The following is a 17729-nucleotide window of genomic DNA, read 5'->3' on the forward strand; positions in this document are numbered from 1 at the left end:
CTACAACCCACTGCCCACTTACTTCTGGTAGATCAGCGGCACCGGGTTGTAGCCCGGAATCACGCCCAGGTTGTAGATGTAGTTGCCGTACTTGTTGCTGACTGCACCGATGTTCTCGGGTTTGGCGATGGGTGTGACGGGCAGGTTCTGGGCGAACAGCAGTTGCCAGCGGGTGTAGAGGGCCTTGCGCTTGCTGCGGTCGGTGGTGGTGGCCGCGTCGTCGAAGATGTTGTAGATCTCCTTTTCCCAGGGGGCCATGCGGGCCAGGTTGGGCTTGCCGCCGTCCTGGGCGGGCATCAGGCTGCGGTGCCAGTAGTACAGCGCGCCGCCGGGCTGCCAGATGGGCTTGCGCAGTTCAGGGTCGGGCTGGTCCCCGAAGGCGTGCAGGATCATCTCCCAGTTACCGCTCTGCCCGGTGGAAAGCAGGTTCTTGGCGAGGATGCCCTTCAGGTTCACCTTCACGCCGATCTTGGAAAAGTCGTTCTGGAGGATGGTGGCGATGGCCGGGTACACGCTGGAGTCGGTGGCGTAGGTGAGATCGAACTCCAGGTTCTTGCCCCGGCTGATCTCGCGGACGCCGTCGCCGTTGGTGTCCTTGAGACCCAGGGCGTCCAGCGCCGCCGCCGCCGCCTTGAGGTCGAAGGTGCCAAGTTGCTTAGTGGTGTTGGTGTACCACTCCTTGTTGACGGGCGCGACGCCGTGGCCGGGCAGGCTCGCCAGGCCGTTGTACACAGTGTCGATGATGCGGTCGCGGTTCAGGGCGCTCTGCATCGCGCGGCGGAAGCGGGCGTCGCTGAAGACCTTGGCGAGCGCCGGGTCCTTGGCGTCGAAGTTGTAGGCGACGAAGGGCGGGCTGCCGAACAGCGCCGTGGAGCGCATCACCTTGAAGGGCGCGCCCGACACCTCCCGCTGCTTGAGGTCGGGGAACTGTGCCCCCGAGATGTTGAGCTGGTCCACGTTCCCGGCCAGGAACTGCGCGACCTGGGCCTGCGGGTCGCGGATGATCAGGAATTCGAGGCGGTCGAGGTAGGGCAGCTTGGTCCCCCGGCCGTCCACCTTCCAGTAGTTGGGGTTCTTCACCAGCGTGACCTTCTGCCCGGCGGTGTAGTTGCTGAGCTTGAAGGGACCGGTGCCGACCACCTCGGCCTCGTTGACGTTGCTAGGCCAGGCGTTGTTAATGTCGGCGGGCTTGGCTCCGCCCTCCTGCGAGAACTTCAGCAGCCTGTGCTTGGGCATGATGAAGCTGCGCATCTGGAGCAAAAAGGCCGGGCTGGGGCGCGGCAGGATGAACTGCACCGTGTTCGCGTCCACCTTCTTCACCTGCACCGGCTTGCCGTCGAGCTTGAAGTTGGCGGCGTCCCCGGCGCGCGCCTCGGGGTTCATGATGATCTGGTCGTAGGTGAAGACCACGTCGTCGGCGTCGAAGGTCTGCCCGTCGCTCCACTTCACGCCCTGGCGCAGCTTGAAGGTGTAGACCTTGCCGTCGGGACTGACCACCCAGGACTCGGCCAGCGCGGGTTCGACCTTGTAGGAGGCGTAGTTGAACTCGACCAGGCCGTCGAACATCTGCTGGGCGAGCAGGCCCAGGTTGTTGTCGATGACGCCGTAGTAGTTCAGGCTCTGCGGGCTGTCGCCCAGCACCAGGGTGTAGGTGCCGCCGGGCTTGCCGTCCACCACGCCGAGGCCGCCGTACCCCGTGACCTTTTTGGGCGCGGCGAGGGCACCGCCGAGGAGTGCGAGCGTGACGAGAGGAAGGGTGCGCTTGAGCATGGGTGAACCTCCGGATGGGGGCGAATTGTGGGCGAGATACCGCTCCAGCATAGAACCACTTCAAGGCCAATTCAAGGTCTGTTGCCCAGTGGTCCTGAAGTGGTACGGTTGGGGGGATGTCCGCCTCCTCCCCGCCCTGGGCCATCCCGCTGGACCCCGCGAGTGCCACGCCGGTTTACGTGCAGGTGGCGCACGGCCTCGCCGCCCGCATCGAGAACGGCAGGCTGGAGGGCGGAACGGCCCTGCCCGCCGAACGGGACCTCGCTGGGGCGCTGGGGGTGTCGCGCGTGACGGTGCGGCAGGCGCTGGCGCTGCTGGCCCAGCAGGGCTTGCTGACGCGGCGGCACGGGAGCGGCACCTTCGTAAATCCGCCCGCCCCGGCGCTGGCCGCCCGGCCCCTGGGCCTGCTGACGGGCTTTTCCGAGGATGTGCGCTCGCGCGGGCAGACGCCGGGGGCGCGGGTCCTCTCCTTCGAGTGCGCCCGCCCCACCCCGCAGGAGGCGATGACGCTGGCCCTCTCGCCGCAGGACCGCGTGTACCGCCTGCGCCGCTTGCGAACGGCGGACGGCGAACCGCTGGCCGTGGAGGAAAGCACGCTGCCCGCCGCGCTGACCGGGCTGCTGAGCGACGCCGACGTGACCGACGCCAGTCTGTACGCGCTCCTGGCCGCTCGGGGGCTGAGTCCGGTGCGGGCGGTGCGGCACCTGCGGGCGGTGAACGCGGGGGAGCAGATGGCTGGATGGCTGCACGTGCCGCCCGGCGCGGCCCTGCTCGCCACCGAGCGCGTCTCATGGACGGCGGCGGGACAGCCGGTGGAGCACGCCCGCGCCCACTACCGCGGCGACCGCTACGACTTCGTGATGGAACTGCACGGCGAGGGGCAGCCATGATCTCCCGTTCTGCGACCCCCCGCATCCTGGGCCTGATGAGCGGCACGAGCGCCGACGGCATCGACGCCGCGCTGCTGGAGCTGCCCGGCTGGCCCGCGCTGGGGGCGGGGGGTGCGTTCCCGGCGCTGCCCGGCAGGGTGCCGCGCGGGCGGGTCGTGGAGCACGTCTTCACGCCCTTCTCCCCCGAACTACGGGAGGCGGTGCTGGCCGCCATGCGCGGCGAGGCGCACACCGCCGACCTCACGGGGCTGCACTGGTGGCTGGGGGAGGCGCTGGCCGAGGCGGCCCTTCCGCTCGCCCCCCACGCGGACCTGATTGCCTCGCACGGGCAGACGGTGCAGCATCATCCCCGGCCCGACCCGGCGCGCGGCTGGGCGCGGCCCGCGACGCTGCAACTGGGGGAGGCGGCGCTGATTGCGGAACGCACCGGCAAACCTGTCGTGGCCGACTTCCGCCCGGCGGATATGGCGGCGGGCGGCCTGGGCGCACCGCTGGTTCCCTTCGCGGACTGGGCGCTGTTCGCGGAAGCGGGGGTGCGGCGCGCCCTTCACAACCTCGGCGGCATCAGCAACCTGACCTTCCTGCCGGGCGCGGACCGGGCGGGCGTGCGCGCCTTTGACACCGGCCCCGCCAACTGCCTGCTGGACGAGGTGGCCGCCCGCGTGGGGCAACCCTGCGACGAGGGCGGGCGGCTGGCGGCGGCGGGCACGGTCCACCCGGAGACCCTGGCCGCCTGGCTCGCGCACCCTGAATTGCAGGTTCCGCCTCCCAAGGCCACCGGGCGGGAAACCTGGACGCTGGCCCGCCTGCCCCACGTGGCCGACCTGAGCGTGCCGGACCTCGCGGCGACCGCTGCCGCCTTCACCGCGCGCACCGTCGCGGACGCCTATATCCGCTGGATCGCGCCACATGGCCTTGACGAGGTGGTGGTCGCGGGCGGCGGGGCGCGCAATCCGGCGCTGCTCGCGGCGCTGCGGGCAGCCCTCTCCCCCGTCCCGGTCCTGACCTTTGCGGAGGTCGGCTGGGCCAGCCAGGGCTTTACCGATGCCACGCGGGAGGCGGCGGCCTTCGCGTTCCTGGGCTACGCCCACGCGCAGGGCTGGGCGAACACCCTCCCCCATACCACGGGCGCACGCCACGCCGTGAGCGCCGGAAAATATCTCCTTCCCCCACCCCTCCCGGAGAACCCCGCATGACGATGCCCCCCTCCTCTCCCCTGCCCGACACGCGCCGGACAGAAGGCGTCCATCCCGACCATCCCGACCTCGACCGGCTGGACCCGCTGGCGCTGGTGCAGGCCTTGGCCGACGACCAGCGCGCGGCGGTGGAGGCTGTGCGCGCGGCGGCCCCCGCCCTCGCCGGGGTGGTGGAGGCCGCGCTGCCCCGGCTGGAACGCGGCGGGCGGCTGGTGTATGTGGGTGCGGGCACCAGTGGGCGGCTGGGGGTGCTGGACGCCACCGAACTCACGCCGACCTTCTCCTGGCCGCCCGAGCGGGCCGTGCCGCTGATCGCCGGGGGCGAGCGGGCCATCCGGCAGGCGGTGGAGGGCGCGGAGGACGACGCGGAGGCGGGCCGCGCGGACGTGTGCGGGGCGGGGGTGGGGCCGGGGGACGTGCTGATCGCGGTCGCCGCCAGCGGCACGACGCCCTACGTGCTGGGCGCGGTGAGGGCGGCGCGGTCGCTGGGCGCGCTCACGGTGGGGCTTGCCAACAACCCCGGCGCGCCCCTGCTCGCCGCCGCCGACTGCCCCGTGCTGCTGGACACCGGGCCGGAAGTGATCAGCGGCAGCACGCGCCTGAAGGCCGGAACCGCCCAGAAGATCGCGCTGAACACGCTGTCGAGCGCCCTGATGGTGCGGTTGGGCAAGGTGTACGGCAACCTGATGGTGGACGTGAGGGCCAGCAACGCGAAGCTCGAGGCCCGCGCCGTGCGCCTTACCTGCCACGCGACCGGCGCGGCGGAGGCCGAGGCCCGCGCCGCGCTGGAGCAGGCGGGCGGCAGCGTGAAGACGGCCCTGGTGATGCTGCGCCTGGGCCTGGGCGCGGCCGAGGCCGGGGCACGCCTCGCGGCGGCAGGCGGGCACGCGCGGGCCGCCCTGGGGGAAGGATGATTCCCCGGCGCACGCGGGAGCTGCTGGCGGAGGCCGTGGAGCGTGGGGGCCTGTGCGGCGCGGCCCTCGGCGTGGTGGGCGCGGACGGCCAGCGCGAGACGCTGGTGCTGGGGCACGCGGCGACCGAACCCGAGCGTCTGCCCCTGCAAGAAGACGTCTGGTGGGACCTCGCCAGCCTCACCAAGCCGCTGTTCACCGCGCGGGAGGTGCTGCGGGCGGTGGAGGAAGGCCTGCTCGACCTCGACGACGCCCTTTCCGTCCACCTGCCGGACCTCGCCTGGATGCAGGACACGCCGCTAAGGACCCGGACGCTGCGGCACCTGCTCACGCACACCGCCGGACTTCCCGCCTGGGCACCGCTCTACACCTGGGGCGAGGCGGCCACCATTCGGGCACGGGTCTTGCAGGAAGTCTGGCCGCTGACCCTGCTCGGCGAGGTGGTGTACAGCGACCTGGGGTACATCCTGCTGGGCACCGTGCTGGAGCGTGTGCGCGGCAGGCCCCTGCGTGAGTTGGCGCTCGACCCCGGCCTCACCTTCACGCCCGACCCGGCCTCGACCGTCGCCACCGAACGCTGCCCCTGGCGCGGGCGGACGTTGCGCGGCGAGACCCACGACGAGAACGGGTTCGCGCTGGGCGGGGTGGCGGGCCACGCGGGCCTGTTCGGAACGCTGGCGGGCGTGCTGGCGCAGGCGGAAGGGCTGCTGAGGGGCGGCTGGCTCTCGCCGGCCGCGCAAACGGCAGCGACCTGCCCCGAGGTGCCGGGCCGCACCCTCGCCTTCGTGGCCGCGCAGCACGGCTGGAGCGGGGGCAGTCTCACCAGCCCGCAGGCATTCGGGCACACCGGCTTCACGGGCACCGGGCTGTGGGTGGACCCGCCGCGCGGCCTCGCCTGGGTGCTGCTGACCAACCGCGTGCACCCCTCGCGGCATGGCACGCTGGACATCCAGGGGTTGCGGCGCGCGGTGGGAAACACGCTGCTGGCGGGGTTGTAGGGTGTGGGCTGTAGGAAAAGCTTTATCCCACAACCTAACAGCCCACAGCCCATAAAAAAAACGCCCCACAGGGGGGCGCAGGTATCAGACTTGCTCGCTTATTCGGCGGCCGCGTCGTCCGTGACGCCCAGCGAGGACTTGAGGGTGCTGGCGACCTTGAAGGCGACCTTCTTGCCGGCGGGAATCTGGATGCGCTCGCTGGTGCCGGGGCGCACACCGGTGCGGGCGGCGGTCTGCTTGACGCTCAGCGTCCCCAGGCCGGGCAGGCCCACGCTCTGGCCGCCCTTGATGGCGTCCACGATCACGCCGAGCATCGCGCTGACGGCTTCCTCGCTCTGCTTCTTGGTCAGGTTGGCCTTGTCGGCCACCATCTCCACGAGCTGGGTCTTGGCGACCTTGCCGCTGCCGCCCTCCTTGCCGGCGTTGCGGCTGGGCTTGGCCTCTTCCTGCGCGGGGGCCTTGGCGGCGGTCTTCTTGGCCGGTGCCTTCGTTGACTTCTTCGTCATGGTGAGCAGCATGACATACGTTTGGGCACCCGTGAAGGGGGTCTGCCCGGCACGAAGGCCCTCCAGCACGCAGTCCAGCCCTGAGCATCTCAGTTTCTGCCGTCCAGCACGGCATTTTCCCAAACGTTCATCAACTTACTTTGACCCCAAAGCGTGTCCCCGCGCGGCTCCAGCGCGGGTTCAGCTCAACTGAGCACGACGGTTTTGACGTAGGTCAGTTCCTCCAGCGAGCTGCGCGCGCCCTCGCGCCCGAAGCCGCTGTCCTTGATGCCGCCGTAGGGCATCTGGTCCACCCGGAAGGTGCTGGGGTCGTTCACGATCACGCCGCCCGCCTCGATGTCGCGCACGGCTTCCAGGGCGTGCCCGAGGTTGCGGGTAAAGACGCCGGTCTGAAGTCCGTAGCGGCTGCGGTTGGCGGCGGCGATGGCCTCCGACCAGCTCGCGGCGCGCGACAGCACCACGACTGGGCCAAAAGCCTCCTCGCGCACGAGGTGGGCCTCTTCCGGCACGTCCTCCAGCACGGTCGGCGGGAGGATGTTCCCCTGCGGCGTGCCGCCCAGCAGCAGGCGGCCGCCCAGGTCCAGGGCCTCCTGAATCCAGCCTTGCAGGCGGGTCAGCGAGGCGGGGTTGATCAGCGGCCCCACGTCGGTCTGCTCGTCGAGCGGGTCGCCCACGACCAGGGCGCGGGCGGCGGTCAGGAAGGCTTCGCGGAAGGCGTCGTAGGCGTCGGCGTGGACGATCAGGCGCTGCGGGTGAATGCACACCTGGCCCTGGTAGGCGAAGCTGACGGGCGCGAGCTTGCGCGCGGCGAGTTCCACGTCGCTGTCGGCATCCACGAGGTTGGCGCTGTTGTTGCCCAGCTCCAGCACCACGGGCTTGAGGCCGCTGCCGCGCTTGATGATCTCGCCCACCTGCGGACTGCCGGTAAAGGACACCAGCGCGATCTCGGGGGCAGAGGTCAGCGCCGCGCCCAGTTCCGCGCCGCCGTGCAGCACGTTCAGCGCCCCGGCGGGAAAGCCGGCGTCCACGATCAGCTCACCGATCAGATTGGCGGTGAGCGGCGTCTGGGGGGCCGGTTTCAGAATCACGGTGTTGCCGCCCGCCAGTGCCGGGCCGACCTTGTGCAGCGCCAGGTTCAGCGGGAAGTTGAAGGGGCTGATGGCGGCGATCAGGCCGCGCGGCTCGCGCACGGTGAAGCCCAGGCGGCCCTCCCCGAAGCGGCTGGCGTCCAGCGGGATGCCCTGCCCGGCCATCTGCGCGGCCTCGTCGGCGGCAAAGCCCAGATTCTCCACACTGCGCGCCACCTCCACACGGGCGGCCTTGAGCGGCTTCCCGGCCTCGCTGGCGATGGTGTGGGCAAACAGATCGGCCCGCTCGGCCAGCAGGGCCGAGGCGCGGCGCAGGGCATCGGCGCGGCGGTGCGCGGGCCAGCGGCGGTACTCCGCAAAGGCCGCCTGGGCAGAGGCGATGGCCTGCCGCAGGTGACGCTCGTCCGCCCGGGCGACGTGGTACAGCGCCTCGCCGGTGTAGGGGCTGGCGACGCTGTCCTGGGCTTCCGTCTGCACAGCCTGGCCGCCGATCAGGAGGGGCACGCGGGTCAGGGTGGTGGTCATGGGTCTACTGTACGCCCCGCGGCCCGCCGGGCAGGGGGCCGGATTCCGTCTGGCTGGACACGGGGAGGCGCAACCCCTCCCTGCGGCAAGGCCCCGGGGCGGTGCCGTCCAGCACCGTCGGCTACGAGCGCACCGTGAGCTGGTGGGCCGGACTGGTCGAACGGGCCGACGGGATGCAGGGGAACGGGGGCAAAGCAGCACGGCTGAGCCAGCCCCCCTTCCCGTCCCCTTCCCGTAGCCTGGGCGGGTGTTCCTTTCACGCGCTGCCCCGAGGTGTTTCTGATGACTGAACTGCTCGACCTGCTCCGCTCGCCCTGGCCCTGGTACGTGGGTGGGCCGCTGATCGGCCTGATGGTGCCGCTGCTGCTGTGGCTGGGCAACCGTTCCTTCGGGATTTCCAGCAACCTGCGCCATGTCTGCGCGATCCTGCTGCCCGAGCGTGCCCGGCCCGGCTTCTTCCGCCACGACTGGCGGGCCGAGAGGTGGAACCTGATGTTCGCCGCCGGGCTGGTGCTGGGCGGTCTGGTGGCGGGGGTGTGGCTCGCCGACCCGCAGCCGGCCCACCTCAGCCCCGCCGCCCTCCGGTCGCTGCACAGCCTGGGCGTATCCGTGCAGCCCGGTCTTGTCCCGGCCAAAATGACCGACCTCACGCAGCCGGGGGTGTGGGCGCTGCTGGCCCTGTCCGGCCTGCTGGTGGGCTTCGGCACACGCTACGGGGGCGGCTGCACCAGCGGCCACGCGATCACTGGCCTCAGCACGCTGCAAAAGCCCTCGCTGATCGCCACCGTCGCCTTTTTCGCGGGCGGCATCCTCAGCGCGAATCTGCTGCTGCCCCTCTTCCTGGCGGTGATCCGGTGACCCGCGCCCCCCACATTCCCGGCGTTCACACGGAATCCGCGTCCGTCCCGCGCACGAACACCGGCCTGCTGGCCTATCTGCTGGCGGGCCTGTTCTTCGGGGTGGTGCTGGTCAAGAGCGAGGCGGCGAGCTGGTACCGCATTCAGGAGATGTTCCGCTTCCAGTCGTTCCACATGTACGGCCTGATCGGGTCGGCGGTGCTGACGGGACTGGTCACCACGGCCCTCCTGCGCCGCTTCGGCCACACGCGCGGGGGCGAGCGCATTTGCGTCACGCCCAAGGAGCCGGGCTGGCGGCGGTACGTCCTCGGCGGCCTGATCTTCGGCCTGGGCTGGGGGCTGGCGGGGGTCTGCCCCGGCCCCGTCTTCGTGCTGCTGGGCGCGGGCATCTGGCCGATGCTGGTGGTGCTGGCCTTTGCGCTGCTGGGCACGTACCTGTACGGCGTCCTGCGGGAAAAGCTGCCCCATTAGGCGGCCCTCGACCGACTGCCCCACCCTGCTCGTCACGTGACGAGCACCCTGTTCGCGGGGTCTGGTTCCCCGCGCCGTGGTGCCGCTGACGCTGCGCCTGATTGCGGAAAAGGCTTCCTGAATCCCCTGAGCGAACGTGTTAGCGTCCCGGCATGACCCCTTCCCCGGCCACCCCCACCCAGGTCTACTTCGACTTCCTGTGCCCCTTCGCCTGGCGCGGCCTGGAACTGGCAGACGTGCTGCGCCGTGAACGTGGACTGCCCTTCCGCCTGCGCCACTACTCGCTGGTTCAGGGCAACCACACGGAGAACCCGGAGCGCAAGGCCCCGACCTGGTGGCTGACCGAGCAGGCGGCCGACGAGGGGAGCGCGGCGCAGCAGGGCAGTCTGCGGGCTTTTCTGGCGGCCCAGGCGGCAGCGCGGCAGGGGGAGGAGGCTGCCTGGGCCTTCACGCTGGCCCTCTTCCGGGCCAAACATGAGCGCAGGGCGGAACTGGACGGGGACACCGTCCACACGGCGGCCCGGGAAGCCGGCCTCGACCTGGCCCGTTTCGAGGCCGACCTCGCGGACGAGGCGGGGTTGCGCCAGGCCCTGACCGAGGACCTGCGGGATGCAGCGGCGCTGGGTGTCTTTGGCACGCCCACCTTCGTGCTCCCCGACGGGAACGCCGCCTACCTGCGCTTCTCGCAGCTTGTCCGCGAAGCAGACGCCGCCCAGACCCTGTGGGACCTGTACGCCGAGGTACTGCATTCGGGGGCGGGCATCGAGACGGTCAAGCGGCCCCGCTAGGCGAGCTATTGCAGCAGTGGCCGCAGACTGAGGCGGGCACGCAGGTCGCGGATCATGGCGGCCTTTTGCCCGCTGCTCACGCCGCGCAGAACCCAGGCTTTCACGTCCAGCGGGTCCTCCAGCCCCTCGTCGAGCGCGAGACGCAGGGTGTCGAGTTCCGGCAGCTTCAGGTCGTTACGCAGCAGGAATGTCAGCGTCCGCATCACCTCCTCGACCTGGGCCTCACGCGGGAGGGCACGCAGGGCAGCGTCCGAATCCTCTTCCTCCTGTAAGGGCCGTGAAGGCCCCTCGGAGGCCTCTTGCGACCTCTCTCCCTTTTTCCTGCCCTGCTGAGCCTTCTGAGGGCCTTCTGAGGGCAGCACGGCCCCCTCACCAGTCTGATACTTCTCTGGGTTCTTCAGGAGGTCCACGAAGAAGGCGGGTCGGCTGCGGGGTTTGTACCCCCCTGAGACGATGGTCTGATAGCGCGACAGCGTGTCCTCCACCAGCGCCTCGCCGTGCTCGCGCACGAGTTGCAGCGCGCGGGTGTGGGTAATTCCTATCTCGGCCAGGCTCTGCACCAGCAGGGGGTCCGGGGGGATGAACGCTTCCCCGAAGGTGTAATGCAGGAGCTTTTTCTTGCCGCGCCCCAGATACTCGACGCTTTTCAGGAAACCCTTTTCGAGCAGTTCCTCGTGGGCAGCGTCCAGCGTGCGCTGCGCCATGCTGGGACGGTCGGTCACGATTTTGCAGGCCTCGGCCCACTCCATCAGGCCCACCTCGTACGTCATCGACACCCGCTCGGGATTTTCGGGGTCGCGCCGTTGCGAATCGAGCAGGCGGTACAGGGCGCGGGTGGGGGGCCGCCGGAGGGTCTGCATGAAACTCAGGTCCAGCGGCTTGAGGTAGCCGGAACGCACGCTGCGGGCAATCTCCTGGGGCAGGGTGATTTTCAGGACGCTGCTGGCATCCAGGCGGTTCTCGTCGCCCGAGGTGAACTCCAGCCGGTCGATGTAGCGAAAATTGACGTTGGTCCAGCGCTTGCGCGGGTGGTCGCGCCAGCCTTCCGCGATGAAGTAGTTCGTGGTCAGCAGGCGCTTGAGGCTCTCGTCGAGCGCCGCGTAGTAGCGCCCGCTGGTGTCCAGGCCCGCCATTTGCAGAAGCTGGTAGGGCGTGCAGGTCACGCTGCCGTCTGATGGTGCCCCCTGGTCGATGTACAGGTTCACCAGCGCCGCGCTGATGTCAGTGTCAATCCCGTGGGGCACCCCGTACTCGGGCATGGCCTGACAGGTGACGCGGTAACGGCGTTCGCCGTCTTCCAGCTCCACGCTCCAGTCGCGGTAGTCGGGTGGGATGCGTTCCTGAACGCTGATGAGACTCAACCGCGCGATGTTGAGTTCGTCGAAGCGTTTGGTTCCTTTTTCGGCCACAGTCCCCCCTGTTGTTGTTTTTTAGATCTTTTAATCTTTTAAAAGATTATATGTTGATCAACAACAAGCGGCGGCTCGCCGCGCGTGCCAGACAGCATTTTTAGGGTGAAACGGCGCAAGTTGTCCGATAGTTTGGCGCAAGTTGTCCGATAGTTTTGGGGTCAAAACGGCGCAAGTTGTCCGATACCTCCCCCCCAAACGGCGCAAGTTGTCCGATACTTTCGGCGCAAGTTGTCCGATACCTCCTGCCCCCAAACGGCGCAAGTTGTCCGATACTCTGCCTCAAAAACGGCGCAAGTTGTCCGATAGTTGGGGTCAAAACGGCGCAAGTTGTCCGATACCCCCTCGTTCGGGAGTTCTCCGCTGAAAAACAGCGTCTGGCACGTGTGCTACAAAAGAACGGCGCAAGTTGTCCGATAGTGCCCTTCCCAAAAACGGCGCAAGTTGTCCGATACTTATTTTTGTTGTTTTAGACGTAATTTATACAAAAGATATGCCAATAACTTGCCCAATTTTCCCATTCCCCCTCTTCCGGGGAGGGGAATTTCTAGGGCTGACGCTGGGGTCCCCTTTTCAGCGGGACTCGCCCTGAGTTACTGCTCTTGCGTCCTGCTTGTCCCTGCCCGTCTACCCGCAAACGGCACAAGTTGTCCGATAGTCATGCAGTGATTCCGGTGCTGCTCGTCACGTGACGAGCAAGGTGGGGAAGCATCGGGTAGGCTGGGCGAAATGCGGACGCTGACGTTCTTCAACCATGCGGGCGGGGTCATGAAATCCAGCCTGACGCGCGATGTGGGGCACACGCTGGCGCAGGCGGGATTGCGCGTGCTGGTCGTGGATCTCGACCCCCAGGCCAACCTGACCGACTGGCTGGGCGTGTCGGGGGTAAGCCGTGAGCAGACCGTGTACGACACGGCCGCGACGGGCGCACCTCTCCCCTCCCCGGTCGCCGCACATGGCCTGCACCTGATTCCCAGTGACGTCTCGCTGGCCCTGGCCGAGGGGCAGATGATGGGCGTGGTGGGCGCGCATCTGCATTTGCGGCAGGCGCTTCAGGCCGTTGCCGACCAGTACGACGTGGTGCTGATCGACAGCCCCCCCAGCCTCGGGCAACTCTCCATCCTGGGCGCGCTCGCGGCGGATCATCTGGTGGTTCCGGTGCCGACCCGCCAGAAGGGCATGAACGCGCTGGCGGGCCTGTCCGAGGCGATGGCGACCTACCGCAAGCTGCGCCCCGACCTGACGGTGGCCCTGTATGTCCCTACGCTCTACGACGCCCGGCGCTCGCATGACCGCGAGGCGCTGGCCGCCCTCCAGGGCATGCTCCGGCCCCTCGCCAGCCCGATTCCGGACCGGGGTGCGGTCTGGAACGACAGCGCGAGCGCGGGACAGCCGGTGGGGGTCTACGCGCCGGGTTCACCCGTTCACCAGGACGTGCTGCGGGCGACGGCTGAGATTGCGCGAGCGGCCCATCTGAACGTGCAGATTCCGGGAGTGGAGGCGTGAGCCGCAAGGCCAGACCCGCGATCGGGGCGCGGCTGACCGGACTGGTCGAGGGTGTGGAGGCACTCGGGCAGCCCGCCGCCACGACCCTGCCGGTGCAGTCGCTTCAGCCCGGCGTCTTTCAACCGCGCAGCCATTTTGCCCCGGAGGCGCTGAGCGAACTGGCCCGCAGCATCCGCGAGCAGGGTATTCTCCAGCCCCTGCTGGTCCGGCCCCTGGGTGACGGGCGCTATGAGATCGTGGCGGGCGAACGGCGCTGGCGGGCGGCGCAGGAGGCAGGTCTGAGCGAGGTGCCGGTGCTGCTGCGCGACCTCACCGATACCCAGGCGCAGCTGGCTGCCGCCGTCGAGAACCTGCAACGGGAGGACCTGAACGTCCTGGAGGAGGTGCGCGCCCGCTTGCAGGTGGCCGCCTCGACCCTGGGGGTGCCCGCCGGGGAGGCCGTGGCCCGCCTCTTTGCCCTGGACCGCCGCCCGGAGGAAGACCCGGAGGCCGTGGCCCGCCTGGACGCTGTGTTCAGTGCCCTGGGCCGCGAAAGCTGGCGCAGCTTCGTGAAGAACCGGGCGGCCGTGCTGAATCTGCCGGAGGAGGTGCAGGCCGCTGTCCGCGCTGGCCTGGACTACCGCAAGGCGCTGGTGGTGGGGCGGGTGGCCGACGAGGACGAGCGTGCCCGGCTGCTTCAAGCGGCCCTGGCCGGAGCGACAGTCCAGGCGCTCCGGGAACAGGTCACACCTGCTCAGCGGAGCGGGGAAACGGCCGACCCGCTTCAGGCCGTGGCCCGCCGCCTGGCCGACCGCCGGACCCTGGCCGGCCTGGACGCGGCCCGCCGCCGCAAGGTGGAGCGGCTGCTCCGGCAGATTGGCGAGCTGCTCGACCCGGCCTGACCAGCATCACCACTTTGCTCGTCACGTGACGAGCAGGACAAATCAGGACGTGGGAAGGTCCCGCCGCGCCCGCTGCCGGACCTGCTTCGGCGTGAGTGGCCCGCCGTGACCGGGCAGGATGGCCTGGAGGTCCAGCTCAGCGATGGCCTGAAGCGTCCGCACGGCCTCGCGGTGGTCGTCGTTGTAGGCGGCGCGGGGGAGATGTGCCCCGTCTGTGCTGCCCAGCAGGGCGTCGGCGGCCAGCAGCACGCCGCCCCGCAGCAGGCCGATCTGGCCGTGGGTGTGGCCGGGGAGGGCGACGACCTCCCAGCCCTGCACCTGCTCGCCGGGATGCACCGCGTGCAGTGTGCTGGGTGGCACCTTGGGATGCAGGCGCGAGACGAGTTTGCCCAGGCCGGGGCGTCCCGCCGGGTAGGGCAGGCGGTGGTCCTCCCCGGTCAGGAAGGGGCGCTCCAGCGGATGCGCCAGCACGGGGATGCCCAGCCGCGCGGCGACAAAGGCTCCCCCGGCATGGTCCACGTGGTGGTGGGTCAGCAGCAGGGCGTCCGGCTGAAAGTCGCGGAGCAGCCGCGCGAAGCGGCCCGCGTAGGGAAGCGCCCCGGCATCCACCACCAGCCGACCGGCAGGAGAGGTCAGCAGATACACGTTCGCGTAGAGCGGCTGGACCCTGACCTCCAGCGGGGCAGACGTGACAGGTAAGGCGAGTGCCGGGGTCACACGTCCTCTTCCCCGCCGGCCGGGTCCAGGGTGGTCAGGGCGGCTTGCAGGACGGGTCCTTCCCCCGGTGTCAGGGCGTAATCGCACAGGGCGAGAAAGGCCGCGTCCGCCGCCGCCGCGCTGACCCCCAGGCTGAGGTCCACCTCGCCGAGCTGGTCCAGGACATAGTTCACGGCGCTTTCGGGATTGATCTCGCGCGGCAGCAGGATCAGCCGGTCCGGTTCCCCGAGCAGGCGCAGCTCGCCCCGGAACGGCCCCTCCTCCAGCCAGGCGCGCCATTCGCGGGCCGCGGCGTCCAGCGCGTGCGTGAGGCTGTGCGGATGGCGCAGCGTGACCATCAGGGGCAGGCCGTGGCGCTCGTGCAGTTCGGCCTCAGTGCCCAGTTGCCCCAGCCAGCCGATGTGCTGGGCGGCCTGGAAGGCCAGCCTCAGAGCTTCCTCGCGGACACGCAGGGTTTCCAGCGTCAGCCGTCGCCACGCCGCGTCCTCCTCGCCATCCGGGTTCAGGACCACAGCGCCGTGCCGCAGCACCTGCCAGGACGTGAAGGCGGCGGGAACGTCCAGCAACTCCTCCTCGTCCATGCCGGTGACCGGGATCAGTTCGGCGGGGGCCAGCAGGCCGGCGAGCAACGTCTGGGCGGGGCGCAGGTCCTCGGCCGGGTCCTGGGGCGTCAGCACGCCCGCCGGATTCACGAAGGCGACAATCATGCCCGCACTCTAGAGCGCTGCCCCCTGCCGGACCGTGCCCCCGCGCTGCCTGTCCTGTCTGCACCTGTTTGCCCTCAATGTGATATCACTTTGATTGGAGGTTGCCATGAATGAACTGGAGAAGTCGCCTGCCACCGTCGGCCCCGAGGGAGGCGTCTCGCCCCGAAGTGGGGTGGCGAGTGTCGAGCGGCCCGCGTTCGGGTTACCGGGTGTGCCGGCGGTCCTGCTGTGGCTGGTGCTGGTGGCCCTGGCGGCCTGGCTGATTTTCAGCGGTCTGAGCGTGGTGCTGGGGATAGGTCTGGGCGTGCTGGCGTTCTTTGCCCTGATCGGCTTTTTTGTGGTGCAGCCGAACCAGGCCAAGGTCCTGACGCTGTTCGGGCGTTATGTCGGCACCGAGCGCCGCAACGGCTTCTACTGGACCAACCCCTTCACGGTGCGCCAGAACGTCTCGCTGCGGATTCGTAACTTCAACTCCGAGCGGCTGAAGGTGAACGACCAGATGGGCAACCCCATCGAGATTGCCGCCGTGATCGTGTGGCGGGTGGTGGACAGTGCGCGTGCCGTCTTCGACGTCGAGGACTACGCCGAGTTTGTCGCCATCCAGGCGGAAACGGCGCTGCGCCACCTCGCCGCGCAGTACCCCTATGACGACTACGACGGGCGCACCCTCTCGCTGCGCGGCAACCCCGACGAGGTGGCCGAGGCGCTGGGCCGGGAACTCGACACCCGGCTGCGGCACGCGGGGGTGGAGGTGCTCGAAGCCCGCCTCTCGCACCTGGCGTACTCGCCGGAAATCGCCGGGGCGATGCTTCAGCGGCAGCAGGCCAGCGCGATTATCGCGGCCCGGCAGCAGATCGTGCAGGGGGCGGTCGGCATGGTCGAGATGGCCTTGCGCGAACTCGAAGGGCAGGACATCGTGCGGCTCGACGAGGAACGCAAGGCGCATATGGTCAGCAACCTGCTGGTCGTGCTGACCAGCGAGCGCGGCACCCAGCCGGTCGTGAACGCCGGGAGCCTGTACTGAGGGCGGGGGAAGACATGCCCCCCCGCAAGAACTACCCCCTGCGCATCAGCCCCGAGCTGTACGCCGCCCTGGAACGCTGGGCCGCCGACGAACTCCGCAGTGTGAACGCCCAGATCGAGTACCTGCTGACCCAGAGCGTGCGGCAGGCGGGACGCGGAAAACCCGCGCCGGAAGCGGCAGAAGGTGAGCAGGAAGAGAAGAAATAAAATTGCTCGTCACGTGACGAGCAGAAGAAGGAGGGCGAGGCCTGGCCGGGGTGGCCGCCTCGCCCTCACCCCTGTACTATCAGGCCTCGCGCCCGGCCCGCAGCAGGTTCCCGCTCACCACGTCCTCGCGCAGGGCCAGCAGGTCGGGGCGGTAGTAACGGTCCTGTTCAAGGTGGGGGAACAGTTCGCGTACCCGCTCGTGCGCGGCCTGCACGCCCCGCCCGGCCCGCAGGGGCTGGAAGTCGAGGGCCTGCGCGGCGCACATCAGCTCGATGCTCAGGACGTTCTGCACGTTGCCGAGAATCTGGCGCAGTTGCCGCGCGCCGTGTGCGCCCATGCTGACGTGGTCCTCCTGGTTGGCGCTGGTGGGAATCGAATCCACGCTGGCGGGGTGGCTCAAAACCTTGTTCTCGCTGACCAGGGCGGCGGCAGTGTACTGGGCGATCATGTAGCCGCTGTTCAGGCCGCCCTGCGGCGTCAGGAAGCCCGGCAGACCCGACAGCGCCGGGTTCAGCAGTTGCTCGGTGCGCCGCTCGCTGATGCTGCCGAGTTCGGCCACCGCGACCTTCAGCGCGTCGGCGGTGAGGGCCAGCGGTTGCCCGTGGAAGTTGCCGCCCGAAATGACTTCCCCGGTCTCCGGGAAGATCAGCGGGTTGTCGGTCACGGAGGCGAACTCGACTTCCAGCACGCGCTCGGCCTGCATCAGCGCGTCGAGGCTGGCCCCGTGAACCTGGGGCACGGCGCGCAGGCTGTAGGCGTCCTGCACCTTGCCGCAATTCGCGTGAGCGGGGGCAATCGCGGAGCCACGCAGGAAGGTCCGCACCTCGGCGGCGACCTCCAGCGCGCCGGGGTGGGGCCGCAGGCGCACCACGCCCTCGCTGAAGGGCCGGTGGCTGCCGGAAAGCGCCTCCACCGTCATCGCGGCGGCGAGGTTGGCGGTATGCAGCAGCGTCCGCGCGTCGTGCAGCGCGAGGGCCAGCAGGCTGCCCATCAGTTGCGTGCCGTTGATCAGGGCCAGCCCCTCCTTGGCCTCCAGCGTGAGCGGCGTGAGGCCCAGCCCGGCCAGCACGTCGGCGGCGGGCCGCACCTGACCACCGTACTCCATCTCGCCCAGCCCCAGCAGCCCCAGCGCGAGGTGCGCCAGCGGCGCGAGGTCCCCGGAAGCTCCCACGCTGCCCTGCGCGGGGACCACCGGATGCGCCTCCGCGTTCAGCAGCGCCAGCAGCAGCTCCACGACCTCGGGCCGCACGCCGGAATGCCCCAGCGAGAGCGACTGCGC

General features: G+C 69.6%; 18 protein-coding genes (1 of these 18 running past the window's edge). 11 read left to right on the top strand and 7 right to left on the bottom strand.

The genetic code is table 11. The features are described from left to right. Positions 1 to 18: 18 nt before the first annotated feature. Positions 19 to 1770 (bottom strand): ABC transporter substrate-binding protein, encoded by a 1752-nt coding sequence (locus ABEA67_RS07730; RefSeq protein ID WP_345463355.1) that lies wholly within the window; start codon positions 1768 to 1770, stop codon positions 19 to 21. Positions 1771 to 1886: 116 nt separating this feature from the next. On the opposite strand from ABEA67_RS07730, the gene ABEA67_RS07735 reads away from it, so the two are divergent. Genes ABEA67_RS07735 through ABEA67_RS07750 form a run of 4 tightly spaced genes read left to right on the top strand, consistent with a single transcriptional unit; the run spans position 1887 to position 5765 of the window. Beyond that, entirely contained in the window at positions 1887 to 2660 is a 774-nt protein-coding gene (locus ABEA67_RS07735) for a GntR family transcriptional regulator (RefSeq protein ID WP_345463358.1), read from the top strand. Next, complete coding sequence (locus tag ABEA67_RS07740) at positions 2657 to 3856, top strand: anhydro-N-acetylmuramic acid kinase (RefSeq protein WP_345463361.1); 1200 nt, start codon at positions 2657 to 2659, stop codon at positions 3854 to 3856. Before ABEA67_RS07735 ends, ABEA67_RS07740 begins: the two co-directional genes overlap by 4 nt. Next, positions 3853 to 4770 carry an N-acetylmuramic acid 6-phosphate etherase gene (murQ, locus tag ABEA67_RS07745; protein WP_345463364.1) on the top strand — a complete coding sequence of 306 codons (918 nt, stop codon included), beginning with the start codon at positions 3853 to 3855 and terminating at the stop codon, positions 4768 to 4770. The genes ABEA67_RS07740 and murQ overlap by 4 nt, the downstream gene beginning before the upstream one ends. Beyond that, entirely contained in the window at positions 4767 to 5765 is a 999-nt protein-coding gene (locus tag ABEA67_RS07750; protein ID WP_345463367.1) for a serine hydrolase domain-containing protein, read from the top strand. Before murQ ends, ABEA67_RS07750 begins: the two co-directional genes overlap by 4 nt. A 98-nt stretch (positions 5766 to 5863) precedes the next feature. Here the strand turns inward: ABEA67_RS07750 and ABEA67_RS07755 are convergent, their stop codons facing one another. After that, on the bottom strand, positions 5864 to 6283 hold the full coding sequence (locus tag ABEA67_RS07755; RefSeq protein WP_345463734.1) for an HU family DNA-binding protein: 420 nt from the start codon (positions 6281 to 6283) through the stop codon (positions 5864 to 5866). 173 nt (positions 6284 to 6456) lie between these two features. Continuing rightward, positions 6457 to 7884 (bottom strand): aldehyde dehydrogenase family protein, encoded by a 1428-nt coding sequence (locus tag ABEA67_RS07760; RefSeq protein WP_345463370.1) that lies wholly within the window; start codon positions 7882 to 7884, stop codon positions 6457 to 6459. Positions 7885 to 8166: 282 nt separating this feature from the next. On the opposite strand from ABEA67_RS07760, the gene ABEA67_RS07765 reads away from it, so the two are divergent. The 3 genes from ABEA67_RS07765 (at position 8167) to ABEA67_RS07775 (ending at position 10000) form a co-directional block, all read left to right on the top strand. Beyond that, positions 8167 to 8742 carry a YeeE/YedE family protein gene (locus ABEA67_RS07765; RefSeq protein ID WP_345463373.1) on the top strand — a complete coding sequence of 192 codons (576 nt, stop codon included), beginning with the start codon at positions 8167 to 8169 and terminating at the stop codon, positions 8740 to 8742. Continuing rightward, positions 8739 to 9212, top strand: coding sequence for a DUF6691 family protein (locus ABEA67_RS07770; RefSeq protein WP_345463376.1), 474 nt, complete (start codon positions 8739 to 8741; stop codon positions 9210 to 9212). The genes ABEA67_RS07765 and ABEA67_RS07770 overlap by 4 nt, the downstream gene beginning before the upstream one ends. A 152-nt stretch (positions 9213 to 9364) precedes the next feature. Next, positions 9365 to 10000 (top strand): DsbA family oxidoreductase, encoded by a 636-nt coding sequence (locus ABEA67_RS07775; RefSeq protein ID WP_345463379.1) that lies wholly within the window; start codon positions 9365 to 9367, stop codon positions 9998 to 10000. Positions 10001 to 10005: 5 nt separating this feature from the next. Here ABEA67_RS07775 and ABEA67_RS07780 read toward each other — a convergent pair whose 3' ends face one another. Beyond that, a complete protein-coding gene (locus tag ABEA67_RS07780; RefSeq protein ID WP_345463382.1) occupies positions 10006 to 11409 on the bottom strand; it encodes a replication initiator protein A in 1404 nt (467 codons plus the stop codon). A 729-nt stretch (positions 11410 to 12138) separates the two neighbouring features. Between ABEA67_RS07780 and ABEA67_RS07785 the strand changes: the two genes are divergently transcribed. Together ABEA67_RS07785 and ABEA67_RS07790 are read left to right on the top strand one after the other, a co-directional pair. After that, the gene (locus ABEA67_RS07785; protein WP_345463385.1) at positions 12139 to 12915 is read left to right on the top strand and encodes a ParA family protein; all 777 of its coding nucleotides are present in this window, start codon (positions 12139 to 12141) and stop codon (positions 12913 to 12915) included. Further along, a complete protein-coding gene (locus tag ABEA67_RS07790) occupies positions 12912 to 13796 on the top strand; it encodes a ParB/RepB/Spo0J family partition protein (RefSeq protein ID WP_345463388.1) in 885 nt (294 codons plus the stop codon). The genes ABEA67_RS07785 and ABEA67_RS07790 overlap by 4 nt, the downstream gene beginning before the upstream one ends. 42 nt (positions 13797 to 13838) lie before the next feature. Here ABEA67_RS07790 and ABEA67_RS07795 read toward each other — a convergent pair whose 3' ends face one another. Beyond that, a complete protein-coding gene (locus tag ABEA67_RS07795) occupies positions 13839 to 14513 on the bottom strand; it encodes an MBL fold metallo-hydrolase (protein ID WP_345463391.1) in 675 nt (224 codons plus the stop codon). Further along, positions 14510 to 15220 carry an HAD family hydrolase gene (locus ABEA67_RS07800; protein WP_345463394.1) on the bottom strand — a complete coding sequence of 237 codons (711 nt, stop codon included), beginning with the start codon at positions 15218 to 15220 and terminating at the stop codon, positions 14510 to 14512. The genes ABEA67_RS07795 and ABEA67_RS07800 overlap by 4 nt, the downstream gene beginning before the upstream one ends. Positions 15221 to 15326: 106 nt before the next feature. Between ABEA67_RS07800 and ABEA67_RS07805 the strand changes: the two genes are divergently transcribed. Together ABEA67_RS07805 and ABEA67_RS07810 are read left to right on the top strand one after the other, a co-directional pair. Next, a complete protein-coding gene (locus ABEA67_RS07805) occupies positions 15327 to 16244 on the top strand; it encodes an SPFH domain-containing protein (protein WP_345463397.1) in 918 nt (305 codons plus the stop codon). Between the two features lie 14 nt (positions 16245 to 16258). Continuing rightward, on the top strand, positions 16259 to 16450 hold the full coding sequence (locus tag ABEA67_RS07810; protein ID WP_345463400.1) for a type II toxin-antitoxin system antitoxin: 192 nt from the start codon (positions 16259 to 16261) through the stop codon (positions 16448 to 16450). A 79-nt stretch (positions 16451 to 16529) separates the two neighbouring features. Here ABEA67_RS07810 and hutH read toward each other — a convergent pair whose 3' ends face one another. Then, positions 16530 to 17729: the 3' portion of a histidine ammonia-lyase gene (hutH, locus tag ABEA67_RS07815; RefSeq protein ID WP_345463403.1), read on the bottom strand. 300 nt of this gene lie beyond the right edge of the window; the window shows 1200 of its 1500 coding nt (coding positions 301-1500); the start codon falls outside the window, past its right edge — the gene reads right to left on this strand; its stop codon occupies positions 16530 to 16532.

Origin of the sequence: Deinococcus carri (assembly GCF_039545055.1) — a bacterium.
In the GTDB taxonomy this organism is placed as follows: domain Bacteria; phylum Deinococcota; class Deinococci; order Deinococcales; family Deinococcaceae; genus Deinococcus; species Deinococcus carri.